This is a genomic window from Paraburkholderia sp. TE9906 (assembly GCF_056279605.1).
Genome location: NZ_JBWCCT010000023.1, coordinates 23,526 through 43,398, shown reverse-complemented (window position 1 = coordinate 43,398; position 19,873 = coordinate 23,526). Strand labels below are relative to the sequence as shown.

25 protein-coding genes and 2 pseudogenes are annotated in these 19,873 nt (G+C 59.7%); 3 read left to right on the top strand and 24 right to left on the bottom strand.

Going from position 1 to position 19,873, the window contains the following annotated elements:
- Window positions 1-32: 32 nt before the first annotated feature.
- From ACZ9H4_RS35300 to ACZ9H4_RS35235, 14 genes are all read right to left on the bottom strand, one after another.
- Entirely contained in the window at window positions 33-380 is a 348-nt protein-coding gene (locus ACZ9H4_RS35300; protein WP_476122759.1) for a hypothetical protein, read from the bottom strand.
- A 192-nt stretch (window positions 381-572) separates the two neighbouring features.
- Window positions 573-1,988, bottom strand: coding sequence for an ISNCY family transposase (locus ACZ9H4_RS35295; protein WP_476122757.1), 1,416 nt, complete (start codon window positions 1,986-1,988; stop codon window positions 573-575).
- Window positions 1,989-2,118: 130 nt separating this feature from the next.
- Complete coding sequence (locus ACZ9H4_RS35290; protein WP_476122755.1) at window positions 2,119-2,415, bottom strand: hypothetical protein; 297 nt, start codon at window positions 2,413-2,415, stop codon at window positions 2,119-2,121.
- 16 nt (window positions 2,416-2,431) lie between these two features.
- A complete protein-coding gene (locus ACZ9H4_RS35285) occupies window positions 2,432-2,806 on the bottom strand; it encodes a DUF2726 domain-containing protein (RefSeq protein ID WP_476122753.1) in 375 nt (124 codons plus the stop codon).
- A gap of 222 nt (window positions 2,807-3,028) precedes the next feature.
- Window positions 3,029-3,991 carry a rolling circle replication-associated protein gene (locus ACZ9H4_RS35280; RefSeq protein ID WP_476122751.1) on the bottom strand — a complete coding sequence of 321 codons (963 nt, stop codon included), beginning with the start codon at window positions 3,989-3,991 and terminating at the stop codon, window positions 3,029-3,031.
- Between the two features lie 428 nt (window positions 3,992-4,419).
- Entirely contained in the window at window positions 4,420-5,811 is a 1,392-nt protein-coding gene (locus ACZ9H4_RS35275) for a type II secretion system protein GspD (protein ID WP_476122749.1), read from the bottom strand.
- Window positions 5,808-6,752: a zonular occludens toxin domain-containing protein gene (locus tag ACZ9H4_RS35270; protein ID WP_476122747.1), complete on the bottom strand. Its 945-nt coding sequence runs from the start codon at window positions 6,750-6,752 to the stop codon at window positions 5,808-5,810. The genes ACZ9H4_RS35275 and ACZ9H4_RS35270 overlap by 4 nt, the downstream gene beginning before the upstream one ends.
- Before the next feature lie 9 nt (window positions 6,753-6,761).
- Window positions 6,762-7,040 carry a DUF2523 family protein gene (locus ACZ9H4_RS35265; protein WP_476122746.1) on the bottom strand — a complete coding sequence of 93 codons (279 nt, stop codon included), beginning with the start codon at window positions 7,038-7,040 and terminating at the stop codon, window positions 6,762-6,764.
- Window positions 7,037-7,165, bottom strand: a complete 129-nt coding sequence (locus ACZ9H4_RS35260; RefSeq protein WP_476122744.1) for a hypothetical protein — start codon at window positions 7,163-7,165, stop codon at window positions 7,037-7,039. Before ACZ9H4_RS35260 ends, ACZ9H4_RS35265 begins: the two co-directional genes overlap by 4 nt.
- Complete coding sequence (locus ACZ9H4_RS35255) at window positions 7,162-8,643, bottom strand: virulence factor TspB C-terminal domain-related protein (RefSeq protein ID WP_476122742.1); 1,482 nt, start codon at window positions 8,641-8,643, stop codon at window positions 7,162-7,164. Before ACZ9H4_RS35255 ends, ACZ9H4_RS35260 begins: the two co-directional genes overlap by 4 nt.
- A 115-nt stretch (window positions 8,644-8,758) precedes the next feature.
- Entirely contained in the window at window positions 8,759-9,022 is a 264-nt protein-coding gene (locus tag ACZ9H4_RS35250; protein WP_476122740.1) for a hypothetical protein, read from the bottom strand.
- A gap of 67 nt (window positions 9,023-9,089) precedes the next feature.
- Window positions 9,090-9,299, bottom strand: a complete 210-nt coding sequence (locus ACZ9H4_RS35245; RefSeq protein ID WP_476122738.1) for a major capsid protein — start codon at window positions 9,297-9,299, stop codon at window positions 9,090-9,092.
- Between the two features lie 25 nt (window positions 9,300-9,324).
- Complete coding sequence (locus ACZ9H4_RS35240; protein WP_476122736.1) at window positions 9,325-9,567, bottom strand: hypothetical protein; 243 nt, start codon at window positions 9,565-9,567, stop codon at window positions 9,325-9,327.
- Between the two features lie 75 nt (window positions 9,568-9,642).
- Window positions 9,643-9,987, bottom strand: coding sequence for a hypothetical protein (locus ACZ9H4_RS35235; RefSeq protein ID WP_476122734.1), 345 nt, complete (start codon window positions 9,985-9,987; stop codon window positions 9,643-9,645).
- Window positions 9,988-10,618: 631 nt separating this feature from the next.
- Here ACZ9H4_RS35235 and ACZ9H4_RS35230 point away from each other — a divergent pair.
- Window positions 10,619-11,014, top strand: a complete 396-nt coding sequence (locus ACZ9H4_RS35230; RefSeq protein ID WP_476122732.1) for a Cro/Cl family transcriptional regulator — start codon at window positions 10,619-10,621, stop codon at window positions 11,012-11,014.
- 168 nt (window positions 11,015-11,182) lie between these two features.
- On the opposite strand, the gene ACZ9H4_RS35225 is transcribed toward ACZ9H4_RS35230, so the two are convergent.
- Both ACZ9H4_RS35225 and ACZ9H4_RS35220 read right to left on the bottom strand, forming a co-directional pair.
- Window positions 11,183-11,656, bottom strand: coding sequence for an RES family NAD+ phosphorylase (locus ACZ9H4_RS35225; protein ID WP_408158060.1), 474 nt, complete (start codon window positions 11,654-11,656; stop codon window positions 11,183-11,185).
- A complete protein-coding gene (locus ACZ9H4_RS35220) occupies window positions 11,653-12,081 on the bottom strand; it encodes an antitoxin Xre/MbcA/ParS toxin-binding domain-containing protein (RefSeq protein WP_408150592.1) in 429 nt (142 codons plus the stop codon). Before ACZ9H4_RS35220 ends, ACZ9H4_RS35225 begins: the two co-directional genes overlap by 4 nt.
- Before the next feature lie 466 nt (window positions 12,082-12,547).
- Here ACZ9H4_RS35220 and ACZ9H4_RS35215 point away from each other — a divergent pair, with 466 nt between their 5' ends.
- A complete protein-coding gene (locus ACZ9H4_RS35215) occupies window positions 12,548-12,703 on the top strand; it encodes a hypothetical protein (protein WP_153141799.1) in 156 nt (51 codons plus the stop codon).
- Between the two features lie 158 nt (window positions 12,704-12,861).
- Here ACZ9H4_RS35215 and ACZ9H4_RS35210 read toward each other — a convergent pair.
- The 4 genes and pseudogenes from ACZ9H4_RS35210 to ACZ9H4_RS35195 all read right to left on the bottom strand — a co-directional run.
- Window positions 12,862-13,599, bottom strand: a pseudogene (locus tag ACZ9H4_RS35210) (transposase); the annotation flags it as partial.
- A gap of 39 nt (window positions 13,600-13,638) precedes the next feature.
- On the bottom strand, window positions 13,639-14,133 hold the full coding sequence (locus ACZ9H4_RS35205; protein WP_171914148.1) for a hypothetical protein: 495 nt from the start codon (window positions 14,131-14,133) through the stop codon (window positions 13,639-13,641).
- 13 nt (window positions 14,134-14,146) lie between these two features.
- Window positions 14,147-15,493, bottom strand: a complete 1,347-nt coding sequence (tnpC, locus tag ACZ9H4_RS35200) for an IS66 family transposase (RefSeq protein ID WP_476122728.1) — start codon at window positions 15,491-15,493, stop codon at window positions 14,147-14,149.
- 130 nt (window positions 15,494-15,623) lie between these two features.
- A pseudogene (locus tag ACZ9H4_RS35195) lies at window positions 15,624-15,920 on the bottom strand (transposase); the annotation flags it as partial.
- A 282-nt stretch (window positions 15,921-16,202) separates the two neighbouring features.
- Here ACZ9H4_RS35195 and ACZ9H4_RS35190 point away from each other — a divergent pair.
- Entirely contained in the window at window positions 16,203-16,838 is a 636-nt protein-coding gene (locus ACZ9H4_RS35190; RefSeq protein ID WP_476122726.1) for a tyrosine-type recombinase/integrase, read from the top strand.
- A gap of 426 nt (window positions 16,839-17,264) precedes the next feature.
- Here the strand turns inward: ACZ9H4_RS35190 and ACZ9H4_RS35185 are convergent, their stop codons facing one another.
- The 4 genes from ACZ9H4_RS35185 to ACZ9H4_RS35170 form a co-directional block, all read right to left on the bottom strand.
- Entirely contained in the window at window positions 17,265-17,489 is a 225-nt protein-coding gene (locus ACZ9H4_RS35185; protein ID WP_476122724.1) for a hypothetical protein, read from the bottom strand.
- Entirely contained in the window at window positions 17,486-17,836 is a 351-nt protein-coding gene (locus ACZ9H4_RS35180) for a hypothetical protein (protein WP_476122722.1), read from the bottom strand. The genes ACZ9H4_RS35185 and ACZ9H4_RS35180 overlap by 4 nt, the downstream gene beginning before the upstream one ends.
- Window positions 17,837-18,021: 185 nt before the next feature.
- Entirely contained in the window at window positions 18,022-18,459 is a 438-nt protein-coding gene (locus ACZ9H4_RS35175; RefSeq protein WP_476122720.1) for a hypothetical protein, read from the bottom strand.
- Between the two features lie 864 nt (window positions 18,460-19,323).
- A complete protein-coding gene (locus ACZ9H4_RS35170) occupies window positions 19,324-19,707 on the bottom strand; it encodes a hypothetical protein (protein WP_476122719.1) in 384 nt (127 codons plus the stop codon).
- Window positions 19,708-19,873 lie beyond the last annotated feature (166 nt).

Here is a 19,873-nt window from a genome sequence, read left to right as displayed (position 1 = left end):
CCGTACCCATGATCCCAAGCTCGCGGCAACGCCTACATTGCCCTGATATCGAGCGTCAGCTGATGGGCAAACAGAGTGTCATTTGCCGCTGGGCGTGGTTTGATGACGGGTTGCGGTGCGCAACGTTCCGCCTCACGCTCGAGGGCGCTGAAACCCATCTGGTCACGCATCAATTCATATTCGAGCGCGTGCAGGCGTAGCACGGCGACCGCCCAGGGCGGAATCACGGTCTTGCCGCTCATCCAGTCCTTGACCGTGCGTTCATGTCGTCCGAGCGTCCGGCACAGGTGGCGCATCGGGAGGCTTCGTGCGTAGTGCAGGAATTCACTGGGGGACGCGGCGTTGTAGCGCGTCAGTATTTTGGGTTTGCGTGTGCTCATGCTGGTCTCGCTGTGGCTTGCGCAGTGTGCGCGACAGACAAAAAAGCCGCCCGGTGGGAGCGGCTTTCTGTAGCGTTTTGCGAAGTGAGTTCGTATCTTTCATATAAATTACAACCGCGATTGTCGAGGCCAGTTTCAGATGTCCGGGTTCTGGCCAAGTTCAGATGTCCGCTTCCGAGTGGTTAAATATCTCTATCTGGAAGGGGTTTTAAGCACCGAGCCTGCCCGTTCGCCGGCGGTTCCCATCACGATCTCGTTCAGGTCGCCCACGGTGAGTTCGCGTTGCTTGCGCGTCCCGGTGGGACGGACCCTGGGTCGAACTTCGTCACCCCGATTGGTGCGCGATGGCGAGCCTGCCGCGCGCCGGTTATCGCGCTCGGCCTGCACCTGCTGGGCAACCCTGAGCGCGTGCCCCAGACGCTTGTTCTCGATGACCGCCCCCTGATCAATCTCCGAGAGCCGGTCATAGCGGGAGCAGGGCAGAGTGCTGCCGTCCGCACGGATCTCGATGCGGCCGTCCGGATATTCATAGACGTCGATGTAGTGATGGATCCGGCCACGGTTCGCGGCCGTGTCTTCGAGCAGATAGATCACCCGGTCATACTGGACGGTCAGCGTGTTCGACACGCAGCGTGTTGCCCGGTGCGTCAGGATCAGGTCGAGATCCTCGTCGTCGCGCAGTGACCGGTGTGCATTAAAAGCGCTCTTCGGTGGCTTGCCAAAGCGCGTGTTGTAGTCGGCCACGAAGTGGGGCGCATAGTCGTTCGCGGCTTCATGTGTATCGATCCCACGCAGCCGCAGTTCCTTCACGAGCCGGTCCTGCAAGGTCAGATTCGCCCGTTCAACCCGCCCCTTGGCCTGGCTGCTGTTCGCACACCATGACTCGATATTAAGCTCGTACAGGGCCCGCCCAAACTGCGTAAATCCCTTGCCGGCCGTCGTCGACGTCTGCGCCGAGCGGAACACAGTGGCCTTGTCGCTGTAGAACGCCACCGGTTTGCCATGCTGCCTGAGATACCCGCGTGTCGCCTCGAAGTAACTGAAGGTCGACTCGGTGGCCGTGAAGTGCAGCGCCATCAGCCGGCTGGTCGCGTCGTCGACGTACACCAGCAGCGTGCACGCCGGCGCCCGTTCCTCGAACCACCGGTGATCGCTGCCGTCGATCTGCACCAGCTCGCCCACGCAGGCCCGACGACTGCGCAACTGATGGATCTTCGGCGGCCGCTGACGCCTCGGAATCCACAGGCCGGCATCGGTCATGAGTCGTCTGACGGTTTCCTTGGCCAGCCGCAGCCCATGGCATTCACGCAGCTTCTCGCACGCCAGCGTCGGGCCAAAATCGGCATAGCGCTCGCGAATGATCGCCAGCGCGCGAGCCGCGGTGCCGGCATCGAGCCGGTTGTTGCTCGGCTTCGCGCATCGGCCGGACACCAGACCCGCCGGGCCATCTCCACGCAGGCGCGCGACCAGCCGTCGTATCTGTCGCGTCGTCAGGCCGAGCCGCTGTGCAGCGCGCCACGGTTTGAGCAGATCGTCCGCCACGGCCTGAATGACCTTGAACCTGTCCAGCTCACGCATCGTCATGGTGATCCTGTCCGTCGCAGCCATCCCAGCCTCCGGCGCCGGAGGATCGACGCCGGGTAAGCTTATGCCGCCTCGAAGCGGACATTTGAACTTGGCTAAAAGCGGACATTACAACTTAGCCTCTACACGATTTTGGTTGATAATTTATCTTATGTCAAATTGGATGGCGAGCCTCCGTCGTGCGCTCCGGGCAATCAAAACAGCCCTTGCCAACGCATCGCTTCGACCGGCAACAAGCTAGCAAATCCAGAATCTCGCGCTTCGTGACGCCTGCTTCGAGCAGGCGTTTTTTTTGCACAGCAATCTTACGATAAACACGACGACGGCGCGCGTCATGAACGCCGCGTCGCGAAACCCTGATATGCCAGTACAGGTTGCGCACCTCCCGCACGATCGTAGACAGATCGCTCACCGACAAGCTATCGCGTTCCCACAGTTCTAGCTGCACCATATTCGGTCTCACGCAGCTAGGCGCCGCCCAAAGATGCTGCAAGGGCCTGCATTGCATCGAAATCCCGTTTCAGCACCTGAGGGTCAGTCCGTACACTTTGATATCGCACAAGGCGCAGCCCCGCCGACTTAGCGATCTCATCCTTAACCGCATCACGCCTGCGGCTAGCATCACCGCTATGACTCCTATCGTCTAACTCAACCACGTACAACACCGATCCATCTGGACGACAAACCACATAATCGAAAATCTTTCGGTCAAATGCATTACGCGAAGACCGGTTGCCCCCTTTAACGTCCACAAGCGCAGCCATCGCGACCTGCGAATGGATCGTCGCGTCTGGCAACGCTGTGCACAGCAACCGAAAAAATTCAAGCTCCCTTGCGGTCATCAAATTGCGCCGAACATACACCAACGATCCCGCCGACGGTGGCCACTTCGCCTTTCCGCCGCTTGACGCGGCAATCAGACCCCCCACAGCGACTACCACCAAAATCAACGTCACCCCATGCATAAGCACCTCGCCGACAAAAGGGCGAATATCGCTCGCTTATTAAGTGAGCAGTTAAAACTGTGATAATTTGTTACATTGCTTGCTAAATGCCGACAGGACTTAAAGAACGTTCCCCGTCGCCATCCAGAACACCCCGATACCTCGATTCCAGAACAGCTGCGCATTACCAAAGTCCGCCCCGTTGGTCTCGACGCATTCATATGCCGCCGCCACCGCCTCACCCCGGCTCGAATCCGCCCCCAGGTGCGCATAGGTCGTCAGCTCAGGCAGCACAATGCCCCGGCTCGTCCAGTAGCGCTTTTTGTTAAAACCAACGTCCCCGGCGCCCTTGCCGACGTACTTCGCGATATATGTCGCAATCAGGTGACGCATAGCGCGCCCCTTGCCGCCAATCTTGCGGAACACGCACCACTTTTTGAAGCCTTCAACACTGTCGTTCACAGCGCCGTCCGTGCCATGCTTTGCAATCACGGAGAGCCAGATCGAGCGCAGCAGCTTCCAGTTCTGCCGACCACTTACCGCCACGTGGATATGCCACGCGCCACGCTTCTGACGTTCAAGCACCGCCACGTAATGAAAGTCCTGCAACTGGTTCAACCGACGCCGGAAGGCGTCCCACCACTTCGCCCATACCTCGATACGTGTCTCATTCGCTCGCGTCGATAACGTCAGCATCCGGTCTGCCCGGATCGCCTTGCAACGCTGCCGGATCATCCGTTTCGACCGCTCAACAGAGGTACGCAACGCCTTATCCGCCCTGGTGGACGCATTCTGTCCATCCTCACCTTTCCCGGCATCACGTTTGCCACGCACTGCCCGAGGCCGCAGCCGAAGCTCCTGAAGCTGGCGCTGCACCCGCGTACTGAACGCCACGACTTCCTGCTGTCCGTCATCGAAGCGGCGCGTGCGCACGATAAATTCGTCGCTAAACGGCGACCATTCCTGCGTTTCTCGTGTCTCGCGACCATCGATACGCGCCTGATTCAGCAGCGCCGACGAACCCCATTCATTAAGCAATGCCTGGTACGTCGGCAAATCGTGTCCTACAATGGCTTCACTCACGTTGGATATCCTGTTATCCGATGTTGGTCACCGCCCGGAATCGCTCCAACGATTGCCGGGTTTTTCTTTTTCTACAGCCCTACCATTCCCGACTCCCATACCCCTGCACTAACCATTTCCGTTAAGTGTTAGAGGTACAAGTTTAGGCGCGCTTCGCGCGCCGGCCGCTGCGGCCTCCCGGCTCGCCGGCGACCGGCGCGTACCGCGCGATTCACATGTCACCGTTACACCAGCCCCGGAAAAAGCGGCTTTGCAGTGAGGGGCGGGCTCGATAACCGCACCAGCCTCACGACATACCATCCTGCCGATACCCGCTACTCGGCCCGACCGCCGCGCTGAGCCGCGCGACAACCGCCACGACTCCGCAGACGCGCCGCAGACGTACCAGCGGCTCCGGGAACCTGTCGGGCACTCCTGACGCTAGACGCTCAGACCTTCTGCACCTGCAACACCAGCAAGACCTCAGTGCGCCCCTTCGACGCGCCGTGACCATCGAGGAAATGCGGCAACCAGCCGACGCTGTTATGCGTCGACGAATCGGTGTCCTGCACCAGCCCACCAATCACGATGACCTCGCCATCTTTCATGCTCACAGTCGTCGTCATCTGCCGCGTGTTCTTCGTCGGCGAATTGTTCACGCCGGTCGTAGTCGCCACGAAGCTCGACATCTGCTCCTGCAGCTGCACCTGTATCGCATCGGCCATTACCGTAGGCTGCACATCAAAAATAAGACCCGCGTCCTGATACTCGACCGACTGAACCGGTGTACCGCTCGTCCCCTGATAGCTGATGCTCCCCAGCGTCGGCACCTGCGAACCCACGTTAAGCCGCACGCTCGACCCCGACAGCACACGCGCATGCGGATCGCTGACCTGCTTAAAGCGCGTATCAGCGTTCAACGCCGAGATCGCGACATTGAGGTAATTACTCGTGAAACGCAGCGCCGTCGAATCCTGATCTGTTGGCCCGTTCGAAAAAGCCACCTGGCCACCAATGCCGTTGAGCACCTTGGCCGCGATCGAGAACGCCGAGTTCTGGTCATTCTCCGTACTCACCTCGTACACCCAGCCACGCACCACCACCTCACCAGCGGCCCGGTCCAGCTCCGGCAACAGCCGTTTCACGTCCCGAATCTCCGCCGCCGTCCCACTAAACACCAGGTCATCGGCCACCGACACGCCCGAACGCGGCGGCACCGGCAAAGGCAAAGGCACCGCAGCCAACAGACCAGACGCGCCCACAGGAGCCGCCGCCACATCGGAAGGCACCACACCACCAACCGGACGCGCCGACGCCGTCATACGCCCGGAAAACAGCGGCTGCACCTCCTGCGCCAGATAAGCCGCCGTGCGAAAACGCGGGTGATACACAAGCGTTTCATGCTCCGGCAGCTTCTGTTCCTCCTGAGGCTTCTTCGACACGAAATCCACCCCATCCCGCGTGTCGACCTTGAACCCCTCCGCATCCAAAAACACCTTCACAAACGAACGCAGATCGCCCGACTTACCGTCGTACTGGAACGACACCAGCCGCGTATCGTCCAGCACATCCGAGCTGATCACGTGCGGCACATGCAACGCATCGCCATAGAGCAGATCCACGAGCTGGCCCACATTCACGAACCGCAGATCGAACGCCCCTCCCCTCACACGAGGCAACGGCTTAAGCGCCACCGAAGGCAACTCCTCAGCCGGCACCGGCACGCTCACCCCGGACGCTGACGGCAACGGCGGCAGCGTCGGAACCGGCGACACCGACTCAGCTGCAAACACCGACCACGAAAACAGCACCCCACACACCGCCCCGATAACCCGCATCATTTGCCTTCCCCAACCGCTTTCTTATCGTTACCCGCTGTCCCACCAGCTGCCCCACCAGCCCAGCCGGTCCACACAGCAACCCGCTCACCATCGACCGTACCGGTCACCCCAAGCGTCTCGCCCTTAAAGTCCTCCGAACCCTCACGCCGAAAATGCCCCTGCGTATCAGCCAGCAGCACATACCCGCGTCCGTCCACCGCATACCGACCCGCCACACGCCACTTCTTCGACGCCTCACCCTTCGGCACCACCGCCCCACTAGACGCACCAGAAGCCGCGACAGGCGCTTCAGCGGCCCTCTCCTGACCATGCGAACCAAAGCCGCCCGAAACGCCTTTAAAACCCTTCCACGCCATCACCCCAGCCACGATCAACGCAACCGGCAGGATGAACAGCGCCTTAGGAACGACCGCCTTCGGTTTCGTATGCAGCTCCGCGCTCGTGTACAGCTCAAAAACCTTTTTCGGATACCACCACACATGCTTAACCGCATCACGCAAACCGCTATTCGGGTTATGCGCGCTGTCCCACTCGTAGATCATCGCGCGACGACCACCGAACAACCGCCTCACATGGACATGACGCCCCACCAGATCACGAATCGTCTTATTCATCCGGTTGGGATGCTGCGTGATAACGATGATGTCCACGCCGAAATGACGATGCACATGCAACTTCTCGATATCCTCGCTCGCCTTCACCGAAACCGACACCGGAGGCCAGATGCGCTGCACCTCGTCAACCACGATCACATCATTGGGCTGGCAGTGCTTGTGCCACTCACGCACCATGTCGTCGTCCCACAGCTCGTGATCGATCGCCAGTCCCCTGATGCCGTTCGCAACAACCCGACGCCCCGCCTTGATTTCCTTCACCAGCGACGCAACCGCCCACAACGTCTTGCCACTACCCGGCACCCCCGTCACCAACGTGATAGCCATAGCGCCGCCTTACTTGATAAAAAACTTCTTCATGCTCGACGCGCCCGCCATCGCCACACGTGCACTGATCGCCCCGCCGATATAGCCGAAGCCCTGAAAAACCCCGCCAATCGCCAACAGGCTCGCAAGGTCAGCCGGAAGCCCGCCGACTGAAGATTGCAACCACGCCAACGTCTGATTCACTGCCAGATCAATCCCCGTCACCGTGAGCACACCAACCCCCAACGCAATCAACGCATTGACGATCAGCGGCTGCACCAGCGCAAGCAGCCACGTCGCCCATGTCATCGCGCATACCTCGCCGCCATCTGGCCAACAGCATCATTCATGCGCTCATACTCATGAGCCATCGACACGAACACATAGAGAAAAAACGCAGCCATCACCACGCCACACACCACGAATACCTTCATGCCATCACCCCCGTACCCACGATGAACGCCGCAGCCAGCGCACACAGCGCCAGAATCAGCGGCCGGATGCTCCGCGCAAGCGAACAGAGCGGATCAAACGAAATCGAATACTGAGAACCAAACACCTCAAACGTCACCGGCACCGGGCACGAACCATCAGCCGCCCCAACGTTCCAAGGCGACATAGACACATCGACCGAACTGGTCGGAATTGGAGGAGCAGCAGGCGCCGTCCCCAACGGAGCACACGCCGACGCATTCGGATCAATCGCACACGGATCACTCGTCGCAGTCGTCCCACTCGCCCCACCCGTATCCGTACCTGTGCCTGTGCCGGTCCCTGTGCCGGTCCCTGTGCCTGTGCCGGTCCCTGTCCCTGTCCCTGTGCCTGTGCCTGTGCCAGTCCCTGTGCCTGTGCCCGTATTCACACCAGGCGTCGTATCGGTCCCACCCGGCTGACCACTAATCGGCAGCGCCCCGACCGAAACACCCGATCCGCTCTGCCCCTGCGTACCCGAACCCGTCCCGGTCCCCAAACCATCGCCAACCGTCCCCGTATAGGCAGGATTGGCGTTCTGCCAGTCGGTCGCATCCTGCGCCGTGATCGGATTCGCCGGGTCATACGGCACCCCCTGATAACCGGCCTGCTGCGCCGCCGTCTGCCAAAGCCCATTCACCGCATCCGCCATCAACTCGGGATTAATCGGCTGCGCCTTCTCAGAATCCGGCACGTTGACCGCAGCGGTCGCAAAATCTGACACCACCGGCGTAGCAGAAGTAACCTGAAGATTCGGCGCAATCCCATAACCTTGCGCAAACGTAAAGGTCGTAGTGAGCGTGCTACCACTCACCGGGCTCGTGGCGTGCGCCGTACACACACCCTGGCCATTACAACTATCAAGAATCCAGTTGGTCGCCTTCGACGGTTCAACGCCATAACACTCAACCGGAGACCCATTGCTGCCGACCGCTGCAATCTCCGCGTTAGCCGCGTCCACATCCGTCAAATAGTCCTTCTCCACCGTCTTGCTACAGTTCTCCGGCCAAATACGCGAGTCCGCAAAGTACACATAATCACCAGACGGCGGAGCGCTCGCCATCGTTGCCGTCACGCTATCGCCCGAGCCGAACAGCCACGACACCAACTTATCAAGCCCCAGCCCTATCGCAGCATTCACCACGGCACCAATCACAGCACCCGCGATAATCCCGAGCCACCCACCACCGACACCCGCTCGCGCACCGGTCGCAGCACCAACGCCGACCGACTCCACCGCCTGAATCGTGCTCGTCGCCTCCACAGACGAAGGCTCAAAACCCATAGAAGCCATCTTTTTATAAAGCAGCCCCGATGCCTCCTCCTGCGGCTTGCCATAGCTCGCATACGCATCCGGCACAGACCCGATGATTTTTCCGTTCGAATCGAACGTCAGTTGCGTCGCCTCAGCCCGACCACACACCGACAGCGCCAGCGCCACGCAAAGAACCTTTTTAAGAGACACCGGACACCCCCCCGTCACACAAACAAAATCGCACCGGCCAGCCAACACGTGGCCACCACAATCGCCACACACTCGTAATACCAGGTCATCGCTATAGCTCCCCTGCTGAGTTCAAGAAATCGCGTATCGCACGCACGCACCAAGCCGCCGCCAACACGCCAAGCACCGCACCGCCAATCTGCAACCCGGCAATTTCGCCACCGGACACCGGCTGATCGCTGCTCAACGTCGAAACCTGCAAATACAACGTCGCACCTGTCGAATCCGTGCCGCAGCTCACCTCCTGACCGTTCGCCTGCGCATACGTGACGCCGCTCACACCATCAGGACCACAAACAATTGCAGACACCGCCATAAAGGCCCTCGCCAGAAAAAAAGGCGTCCGGTTTCCCAGACGCCTTTAATCGCCGCTCCCCCGTCGATCAACGACCGATGAAGCCCTTCACGACGCGGTAACCCCACGCCACGACCACCACCGCCAGTACCGCCCCGCCAATCGCTTCAATCGACGTGGTAACACCACTGATCGAGGTCACCGTGCTGGTCACATCCACACCCGACGCCTGCGCAAACGCGCCGCTCGAGGCGGCAACACCAGCAGCGACAACAAACAACTTCTTAAGCATTTTCATTTTGGTCTTCCTCGCGGCCCGATGATTAGGATTCGCCCGAGCGGGCCACTTTCGAGCGAATCGACTTCGACGGCGGATCGCGACGGAACACGGTACGTGTCACGTACGCCACCCCCTTGCAGATCAAGTTCACGGACAACAGCAGGTTCAGCAACATCAGCTGCGCCGACACCGGATCAACCGCGTACGACGAAAGCCGTTCCATCACCACACCCCAACAGGCCACCGAGGCCCGAAAGACAATCGCGCGCACCATCGCGGCGACCATCGCGCAAACTCAACAGCAGCCGCCGACGCATGCCCGCGTAATAGGCGCATGCCTGACAGCCGCAACCGGGCGTAATCACGACGCAGCCGCACCGACGCCCGCACCCGGCTTTGGCACCGGCTTGGGCTTGTTCGCAGGAGTCCACGACACAATGCGCGGCACCATGCGGCCCGCGTCCTGCCCATAGCCCTCACCAAGCCGATACTGCACGAGGTATTCAGCGCCTACCTCGATCTGAATCTTGTCGTCAAAGAGCGACGTTTTCGCGACGAACGAGCCATCGACCAGCTCGCCCGACTCGTTTTCATAGCTCGACTCAACGAAGCAATGAAGCACGCGCATATCGCGCACCTGTCCCGTTTTTTTGCTGGTGATCTTTTCGTTATCGATCTTCAGAACGCGGATTTTTTCGCTAGCCATCTTATGCACTCCAATTAGGACTACTACGCGTAGTCGATTCAGTATGTTTGAACGCCGGATCCACCGGCAAGGCTTAACGCTCAGCTTGCTTCAGGTCACTACACGCACCACAACCACCCGCACGGTCAACACCGCACCATGCGCACAACTCCTCTACAACCTCAACCGGCACTAAACGGAAATCACGGCGCCGCACTTCGCACGCAACCAAGCGGACCGGCTCACTCACCCGACCGTTGAACAGATCGGGCGTGACGTGATCGGACGCACATTTGGTCATCGTGGATTAACAGCGGAAAGGATTCGCGGGCGCACCAACTTCAATCGGCACCAGCGTTAGGAAATCGGGTTGACGGCCCTGACGGACAAGTTCCGTTCGCGCCTTCCCGCGTGCGGAGTCGGCATCCGGCGCAGAGACTTCGATTTTGGCAATGCGCGTATGGGCGCATTGAGTGAAAGCGTGGACTTCGTATGCAGGCACAGCTAACCCCCGTTAGTGGCTTACAACTCCCCGACTGCGGCAGGGTTTACCTTTTTGTACATGCTGATAGACTGCGGAACATCTACAGACCGTAGAAAATCTACAGTCCGTAGAATATCCTACGGTCTGTAGATGTCAAGGGGAACGTATATGAAGAGCGTGAAATATCTAGATGCAGTCATCGCAAAGAAGGGCCTCAAGAACGACAAGGCTCTGTGCGACTACATGGGATGGTCGCACTCGGTTGCCAGCCATTACCGGACCGGAAAGCGTGTCATGGATAACGAGACATGTCTCCGACTCGCCAGCGAACTCGACCTAGACAATCCGCTTCCCATAATCATCGCGGCAGACATTGATCGAGCGGAAAAATCAGGCCAAAAATCGTTATGGGAAATTTTTACACCGAAGATGGCGGGACTTAGCGCGGCGCTTGTCTTCGCGGTTGTCATAAATTTTGTGACACCCTCACCCGCGCAAGCCGCGCAACTTCAGCAAATCGGGGGCACAACGGTTTATCTTATGTCAAATAGTAAAGGCAATTAACGGAAACTGACAGTCGTGTCGGCTTTGGCAAACAGACATGGAGAATACAAGAAGACGCTGCACTGGCCATTGCGAGTAGCGATTGCGAGCTAAACCGGAAGCCACGTCCCAGTCATTTCCGTTGAGGAGCAAAGCGTCGAGGCGAGGCCAGCCGACCACCATCGTAATCTAGGAGTGTCCGACCGTCGGCATCACAAAGAGGCGTTCGTCCCACACCACGGGTTGCGGCTCGGTCACAACAATCCGCGTCGCGTCGGGGTGTGCGGGATTGACCAGCACGTTGAACTCTGCACGGACGACGACAGAAGGTACCATCAGAAGTGCGGTACGCGACTCGGTCAGCCAGGCGTCGCCGAACTCCCTTGCCGCCTGCAGTGCTGGCGCATCCCATCCCCTTGGCAACGATCCGGCCGAATGGAGTTCGACGCGAATATCGTCGGGAACCGCTGCTTCAACCCATCCGTGTGTCTTCGGTACCTTGCCGATGCGCGCATGAACAAGAACCTCCAGCATCGCACCGGCGAAGGTCGACGCGGCGTAGATGACCGGTCGTCCCGGGCTATTGAAGCGGCCGCCCACCAGCATCGCGCCGGTGCCGCTCCAGACCGTATGTCGAGTGTCGGCGATCCGAAACAACTTCACGCCGGCAACCCGTAAAACAGTTTCCAGAGCAGTTCTTCGACCCGGCGCGCGCCGAGCTCGGTCAGCGCAACATCGAGTGGCGCCCGCCCTTCGAGCTCCGGGTGCGGCGTCGACAGGAATTCCCGCGCGTCGTCTTCGTCGTTCCAGACATAGGCCGTCGTCGCGACAATCCTGGCCAGCCGCTCAGTCTTTTCCGATTCGTCTGGCGTCAGCCGATCGCGACGCCGCTTATAAGTTGCTTCGGGGATGATGCGGGCAAGTAGCGCACGCCGGGCATCAGCGCCCTGCGTCGCATGTTCGACGCCCGCGCGCAGCGCGGACTTGGGCAGTCCGTCGCGGACAAGTGCTTCGAGTTCCGCGAGCGTGTGCGGGACCTGCCGCAGTTCCATGACTGCGGCCACTGCCTCAGGCGTAATCAGTGACATGCGACTCCCGACTAAAGTATCAGTTGATACCCAATCATAGCGCAATTGATACTGTCCGCAAACCCATCTTCAACTAGCAGGCTTCAGCGGGGAGACTGCCGAGGCGGCCTCCTCGACATCGTCCCTGCCTGCGAGAATCGCCCACATGGCATGACGGCACGTCACGTGCCTGAAGAAGTCTTTCATACACGAAATGCTCAAGCAATTAAGCATCCGCTCGCGACGGGATGTCGCACTGGGCATACGGATAAACCATTTATAGTGCACTGCACAAGCCCGTGTGATCGGTAAATGCGATCTGATAGTTGTGTTATATTGCATTGCACAAAATTCGTCCGATCGGCAAGCGCGATCCGACGACCGCGTCGAGCGTTGCCGGGTTGCGGACCGAGATGCCGCTGAAGTTGAGTCGACACGCCTGTCAGCTACGTCCAGTTTCTGTCTACATCATCAAAATGAGGTCCCTGTGAAATACCTTACCCGCATCGCCGCGTCTGGAGCACTCCTGGTCGTCGCTCTCGGTATCGTCACCTTCGCCCAGATCAAGTTCGCGCCGCAATCCGCAGACAACAACCCGGTCGCACGGATCGTCCTGAACGTCGAATCGCAACTGAACGGTTGAGCGACTCCACCGCCATATGTAGCTCGCGCCCCACAGGCAAAGAAAAACCCGCCGGGCTCCGGAGAGAACTGGCGGGTTTGAGCTACTGATTTCGGATTCACATACCAGGCGATGGTAACCGGAAATTTTCAAGCTAGATGTCGCCTCAACGATTAAATTCAGGCGGCTTTTTGCTCCTGTCGGTGGTCGCGTTTGATGGGTTCGAAGTTGTCTGTCTGATCGGGATTCAGATGGACCGTGTGTACGCGCTTCCAGTTTCGCGTGGGGCCTTTCCATCGGAGCGGGTTACGCTGCTTTGCCGCCTCGTAGAGCGTCGCGCGGCGATCGAGGATCTGCTGGTCGAGGTTGGCGTGCCGTTGGGCAGGCGTGACGAAACGGATCGCGCTGTGACGATGTTCGTGGTTATACCAGCGCACCAACCCGGTGACCCAGGCGCGCGCGGCAAATAGGGTGTCGAACGCCTGCAGAGGATAGGCCGGCCGATACTTCAGTGTTTTGAACAACGATTCCGAGAACGGGTTGTCGTTGCTCACGCCCGGTCGACTCAATGACGGCATGACACCCAGAGCCTGCAGGGTGGCGAGCATCGTGACCCCCTTCATTGGGCCGCCGTTATCCGAATGCAAAATCACCTGGCCCGGTTTGATCGCTTCACGCGCACATAGATCCTTCAGAAGCTCGCTGGCCTGGGCGCTGCTCTCTTCGGCGTAGACCTGCCAGCCGACGACCATTCGACTGAACACGTCCATGAACAGATAGAGATAGAAATACTGCCCGCGAACTGTCGTTGGCAGGTAAGTAATATCCCAGCTGAACAACTGATTGGGCCCGTCGGCACATACTGCGCGGGGCTTGCTGCGGGCTCGGGGCGGTCGTTCACTGCGCCGATGAGCAAGGTATCCGTCAGCGGAACCCGTCGGCGTAGTTCTCCGCGGCTAGATGTCGACGATTTTTCGCAGTAAGGCGTAGGAAACACGCCAGTGACCATCGGTGTCATTGACGGCAATCGAGGCCGTCTTCGCATTCAGCCGAACGATGATGCCGACGCGTTCGCTCAGGTGCTTGTCGGTGAAGCCGACTGTGTCGCCGATGAAGAACTCTTCGCGCTGTGTTCTCGACGGCGGTGCCGGTTCGACGTGAGGCTGACCAGTTGAAGTTTGCGGGATGATGATCGCCGCATAGAGCACGCCCCACCGGCGTCGCGTCGCGCTGTCCTGAACCACCGCCTGGGTTTGCCGGAGTTCAACAATCGTGCCTTGTGCCGGCGGACCAAGCGGGTTGTCGCCAATGTAGTTGACTGCCATCCCCAGATGGAGGCGTTGACGTATTTCGAGAATGCGGCGGGGATCGTCAAGCATTTTTCCGATCGCAAGATAGAGGCGATAGAGCTCGGCGCTAGGCGCCTGGCGAAGCGAGTCTGGAATGTCCATGTGCAGAGGTGTTTTAGCGGGCGAGCGGCAGCAATTCGTGCACGCGATTGACGGGATACGACGGCAATTGTTCGAGCGTTCGCTCAAGCCACGCGTAGGGTTCGACACCGTTCAGGCGAGCCGTACCGATGAGTGAGTACATCGTTGCAGCTGCACGGGCGCCGCGAGGAGATGCCGCAAACATCCAGTACGACCTTCCGAGGGCAATCGGCCTGATCTGCCGCTCAAGCGCATTGTTGTCAGGCAACAGGACACCGTTCTCCGTATATCGGAAGAGCGCCTCCCAGTGTCGCAGCGTATAACCGAAGGCCTTGGCCAGCGGCGCTCGTGGGAGCAAACCGATGACGTTTGCATCTAACCACCGACGAAACTGCGCAAGCACGGGCAACGTCTCTGCCTGCCGGACCGCAAGCTTGATGTCTGGCGTTTGGTCTTTGACTCGCGATTCAATCGCATACAGCCGGGCGATCCACTGCAGCGCGTGAGCCGCGAGCCCTGGGTCCTTCTGAGCCTTGGCAATCTCGAAGAACCGTCGGCGGCAATGAGCCCAACACTGGCCCGCGCCAAGGTAGCCCCATAATCGCGCTGTACGCGTTGACGGGTGGCCTCGCTCGAGCAAAGGCAGTGTTGTGTCGTCCACGTGCATTCGCGGCGCCTTCAACTGGTGAGCGCGCAACCCGGGCAGCAGTACCGATAGTAGCTCGGCCGATGCCAGCTTCCATTCGCACAGCGTGGCTCGAGGCAAGTACACGCCACGGCGCGCGTAGCGCATTTCCTGACGATTCAACGGCAGATGATCGACATAGGTGTTGACCAGCACATTGGCGAGCAGGCTCGCGCTGGCATTGCTCTTCGGTAGCGGCGACGGCTGCGCGCTTGCAGTCACGATGGTCGACTCGCCATCCTTCTTCGCCACGTATTTGAAGCGGATGTGTTCAATGACGGTGAGCCTGGACGGCTCGTAATGGAGTGTCTCGCTGCGTTCTTCGCCGATCCGGTCGAGCGTATCGAAAGCTATCTTCTGCTCATCGCTGAGATCGTATTCGATGCGTGTGCGTGGCAGGTCCTTCGGCAAAGCAGGACGCCCTTTGCGAGTGTGGCCCTCCACAGGTACTGCGTCGGCCACGGGCGGCACCGGGATTTCCGCGGCGGCATCAAACAGTTCGGCCTGGCCGGCCAGGCGCTCGGAACTCACGCCGAAGCGCGCCCGGTTCAGCTGTGCAATCTGATGCTGGAGGATTTCCAGCTGCTCCCACAACACCCGTGCAAGTCGGTTCTGTTCCAGCGCGAATGCTTGCAGCGCATCGGGCTCGACGGGAAGATCCGCGACAGTGACGGCGGTGGGTGGCATGTGCATCATGATGCCCAACTCGAGCCACGTTTACAAGCTCGGGCTGGGGTGGAACATGTCATGCCACGCGCGTCACTGCCACGGTGTGGTGCGGCTCCCGCGCCGGAATCTCGATGCCTTCGAGCCATGCGTCCCCCTGCGGCACAATCAATGAATTGAATTTCACGCCTGATCCTGATCGATCGCGAACCTTCGGGACCTTTACCGGAATGGGGCCGGCTGCCGTCAACACTTCGCGCTCCGGCAAATAGCCGTTGCGCACCACGGCACGTTGGCCGTGCAAGGTCTTGACGTTCTCGAATCGCTCCAGCAGCGCCGACAGCTCTGCTTCAATTGCCTGCTGGATCACCTGCCGCGCGCCCTGGCGCACCAGATCGTCCAGGCCCAGACCGACTTCCGATAGACCCAGGACTTCTTTTTCCGTAAACTTGCTCATGGTGGATGGTTTGTTGTTTGCTGGTTTCCGACTTCGACAATCAGATTCTCAGCCGAAACCTCCACCGCCTTCAATCCCCCGCCTCAATTCCCCCGTACACCACTTTCGACTTTAGCTCTTTCTCGACAGTCTTGAGGTGGAGCGCAATAACACAGTGCGATCTCGCAACGCCAGACTGGCGGCCGTCCACTCGTTCTTCCGTTGGGTCGCCATATCCAAGCCTGAGTTTGCCGGACTTTCCACTTCCGTGCTGGCCATCCCGACCAACGCACTGATCATCGTTTGATCTGCGCGTTATCGCGACCCGAAATTCAAGCGATTCTCGGGGCCCCCGACCTCTCGACGTCGAGCGGACGACGTGACCACGCGATGCTGCTGACGATGTATAACACCGGTGCGCGTGTTCCCGAGATTACAACAATGGCGTGCAGCCAGGTCGAACTCGGCGTTCGTAGCAGTTTCGTGCAACTCCACGGCAAAGGGAGGAAGGAGCGAACCGTGCCACTCTGGACCAGGACAGCCGATGCTATCAGGAAATGGATGCGCGAGCGGGAGGCTGCGCCGACGACGCTTCTGTTCACAAACTACCGCGGCGAGGAACTGACACGCAATGGCATCGACTGCATCCTGAAGAAGGCGATCGCCGGCGCGGTGCATACCTGTCCGAGTCTCTCCCAAAAGCATATCTCGCCTCACGTCATACGGCACGCGACGGCGACCCATCTGTTACAGGCTGGGGTCGACATCAGTGTCATCGCATTGTGGCTCGGTCATGAAAGCATCGACACGACGCACATCTACATGGAGGCCAATCTTGCGCACAAGGAGGAAGCGTTAGGCCGCCTGCGACCTGCCGGCCAGCGTACGCCACGTTTCCACGCAACTGACAAGGTCATGGCGTTCCTCGAAACCCTCTGATTATGCGCACCGCAACGGCTGGGGTTTCTTGCTTCAAAGGGCTCCCTGGCCGTCACTTCGCCTAATCTGCCGGTGTGGGTAATCGTGAATATCTGAAGCTTCGGGTATTCACGAATCCCGGCCGACCCTCGTTTTGCAGCCACCTGCACCTCGTAGAATATTCTTGTTTCATTCCAAAACCTGGCATTTCGACGACACAAAACAAAAACGCCACCTTCCGGTGGCGCATTGTTTAGCAGAACACGAGCGTCGACCCGTTACGGTTCCGAGTCCGCAGTACGCCGCGTCCGGACTCGCACCGTCGCGCGATAGGTCTCGCGGGCGTTCTTCCCCGCAAGTGCGCCGCTCTCGGCCGCAGCCTCCGTACGCTGAAGGAGCACAGCAACCCCGCGCTTTTGCAGCGCAATCACCTTCGGGCGAAGCTTGCTAGATGCGTTCAAAGCCATAAAAACCTCCTTCGTCTGATGCGGGCCGGGTCACGCAGCGGAAAGTTGCTCCCATCGCGCCACGCTCGAATTTCCTAGCCAACCTATTATATAGCGCGTCCAGCTTGCCCGTCTGTGGCATGTAGAAGTACTGCGACGTCGCCGGGTATGCGTCGGCGTGCGCAACGAGGGCAAGCCCGAAAGCTTCACTGAACTGCCAGATCATGGCCGGTCCGGCAGCGGCCAATCGTCCGGATAAAACATAGTCTCACGGTCTGCCTCGGCGCGGAAGAACTTGACCAGCCGTGACGCCGGCGCCGGCACGAAGCCTCGATTCCACGCGGCGGCGGTCTCCCGCACAAACTGCTCGTCATGTCCCGCGTAGGTCGTCACGTCGGCAAAAAACACCAGGTGCCGCGTGCCGTCAAAGTCGATACCGCTCGCTTCGATCGTCGCGTCCACCTGAAGCGGCCCGGCGATGCGCAACACTCCGGGGCCGCCCGCATCGGCCGGGAACAGCGCAGCGAGCAGCTCGTCGCTTACATATTCAATCATTCGACTGTAGGTCCCCACTCGTCAGATACCGTCCATTTTCGCATTGTCCGGTCTAAGTCAAGGGCATGCCGCGCTGAGCAACGAGTGAGTTTGACCGGGCAGCACCGGGCCACCAGGTCAAAACGCATCTTCGCGGCTCGGGTCGACGCCTGCCTGTCCAGTCCCAAGCCCGACGCCCGGGTGCCCGCGCCGCTCACCCGTGTCTAACTCTTCTTTGAAAAGATGCCCGGCAGCCAGACCAGATCGCCGACGCCTGGAAGATCACGCTCGCATTCGAGGCACCAGAAGGCCGGGGCAGCACGCGTGACATCCCCTGACACGGGCGAAGGGCGAAACCTGAGCCCTGCGTGAACCTCAGGGACCGCGACAACAAACGAACTGTCGTTAGCGATCCATTGCCATTTGACGGGGTAGGAGCCCTCCGGCGTCGTCGTGTGGCTTCCCGGTTCCCGTTCAACCGTCAGTGTGCCGTCGCCGCCGTTCGCAGTCGGGCCGAATCCGTTCAGCTTGAGCGACGCTTTCAGTCCTGGGGGCGAGTTTTCAAGCGTGGACGTCGCCACAAACGTGACCGGTTCGCGGGAGCACGCGCCGAGGCCAACCAGAATGAGAGCAAAGGCGAGCCGACTGAATTTCTTCGTCATGTAGTTTCCATTCGATATTGAGGGAGAGCAGCCCAAGGGTGCCGCGGCCGACGACCGCATTTTGGGTATCGGCGGAAGGGCCGCTATGTGTAGAGCGGATTCAAAATATCTCGCGAAGCGCCGTCGGCCCGTCGACGCGGCCGGCGCTTGCAGATCGTGAGCCTCAACTTGCACCCTGCAATCGCGCGTCCGCGCCCTCCTCCGCACAGTGTCGGCAAACGAAGGGTATGAAAGCTGCAACTTTCATACCCTTCACTTTTAACAGGGAAGAGGGTACATTTCTGATCGATCCTGTCCCGAAGCCCGCCCCACAAGGCGCGCCGGATGGTCGACGAACGACAGCGACGCCTGGCTCGTTTCGCAGACACAGCGACGTGCAGCCGTGCAATGAAGCGAAAGTAGAAGCGTTTTGGAAGTAAAAGTAGAAGCAGCCTGGGCGCAAGTGGTCCACGTCGCTCACCCAGACGGTCGTCATGTCCGTTCCGTTCGAACCCTATTCACCGCCGCGTGCGCAGAGCTCCGGCAACTTATCGCTCGATCCGTCATCGCTACGTTGCGGCCCTGTCGGTGGAACCGCTCTGTTCGTTTTTCTTTCCCGCCGCTCATTGCGCCGGGCGTCCGCACGCTTCACGACTTCTTCCAGAGATTGCACGTGTTCGGGCGTAGCACGACCAAAGCGCTTGTGATAACAGCGCGCGATAAATTCTGCGAGGGGGCGCTTCCACGGCTCCTGCTGCCCGTTAGCCAGGGATCCGAATTTTCGGGGATTCAATCCCAGGTTGCGCGCCATCTGGATATGAGCATGGCTCAATCTGAAACGCTGCCTCGCTTCAAACCACGGTTGAAGTTTCGATGGTATCGGCATCAGTGTTCACCTCTGCGCCAGCTTGCGGCGGTCAACCGCTCCACCGCCGCGTAATAACGCGCCTGCGAAGTCGCAGCATCGTCGTTCTGATCCGTCTTCAAAATATCAAACAGATGCTCTGCGACGACTGAGCCGATCGCGTGAACCGCGTCGTGTCGCGTAAGTCCTTCTTTCCCGAGGCGATCCATCGCCCGGACCACGGGCTCAAGGTTCAGGGCGATCTGGTTTTCGACGATCGCGTGTAGTGCAGCGTGTGCCGTGACGTTGGGAGGCTTGATCCGGGCAACGCGGTGATACGTTTCGACGAGAGCAATTCGCTCCTGTTCGTCGAGTTCGAGCCATGATTCAGGTTCGGGCGCACACCCGGGGTTGTACTCTTCCATGATGCAAGTCCTGTGCTGACTTCTGCCTGTCGTAAAACTGCCATTTCCAGCCACTTTGCGCTTGAGTCCAGTCATCGGCGACAAAACGGGCGCCTGTCCCACACGACCGGGAGGGACCCGTTGTGATGACAACACGCCGGGGCTCGGGCCATGCAAAAACCGTCCA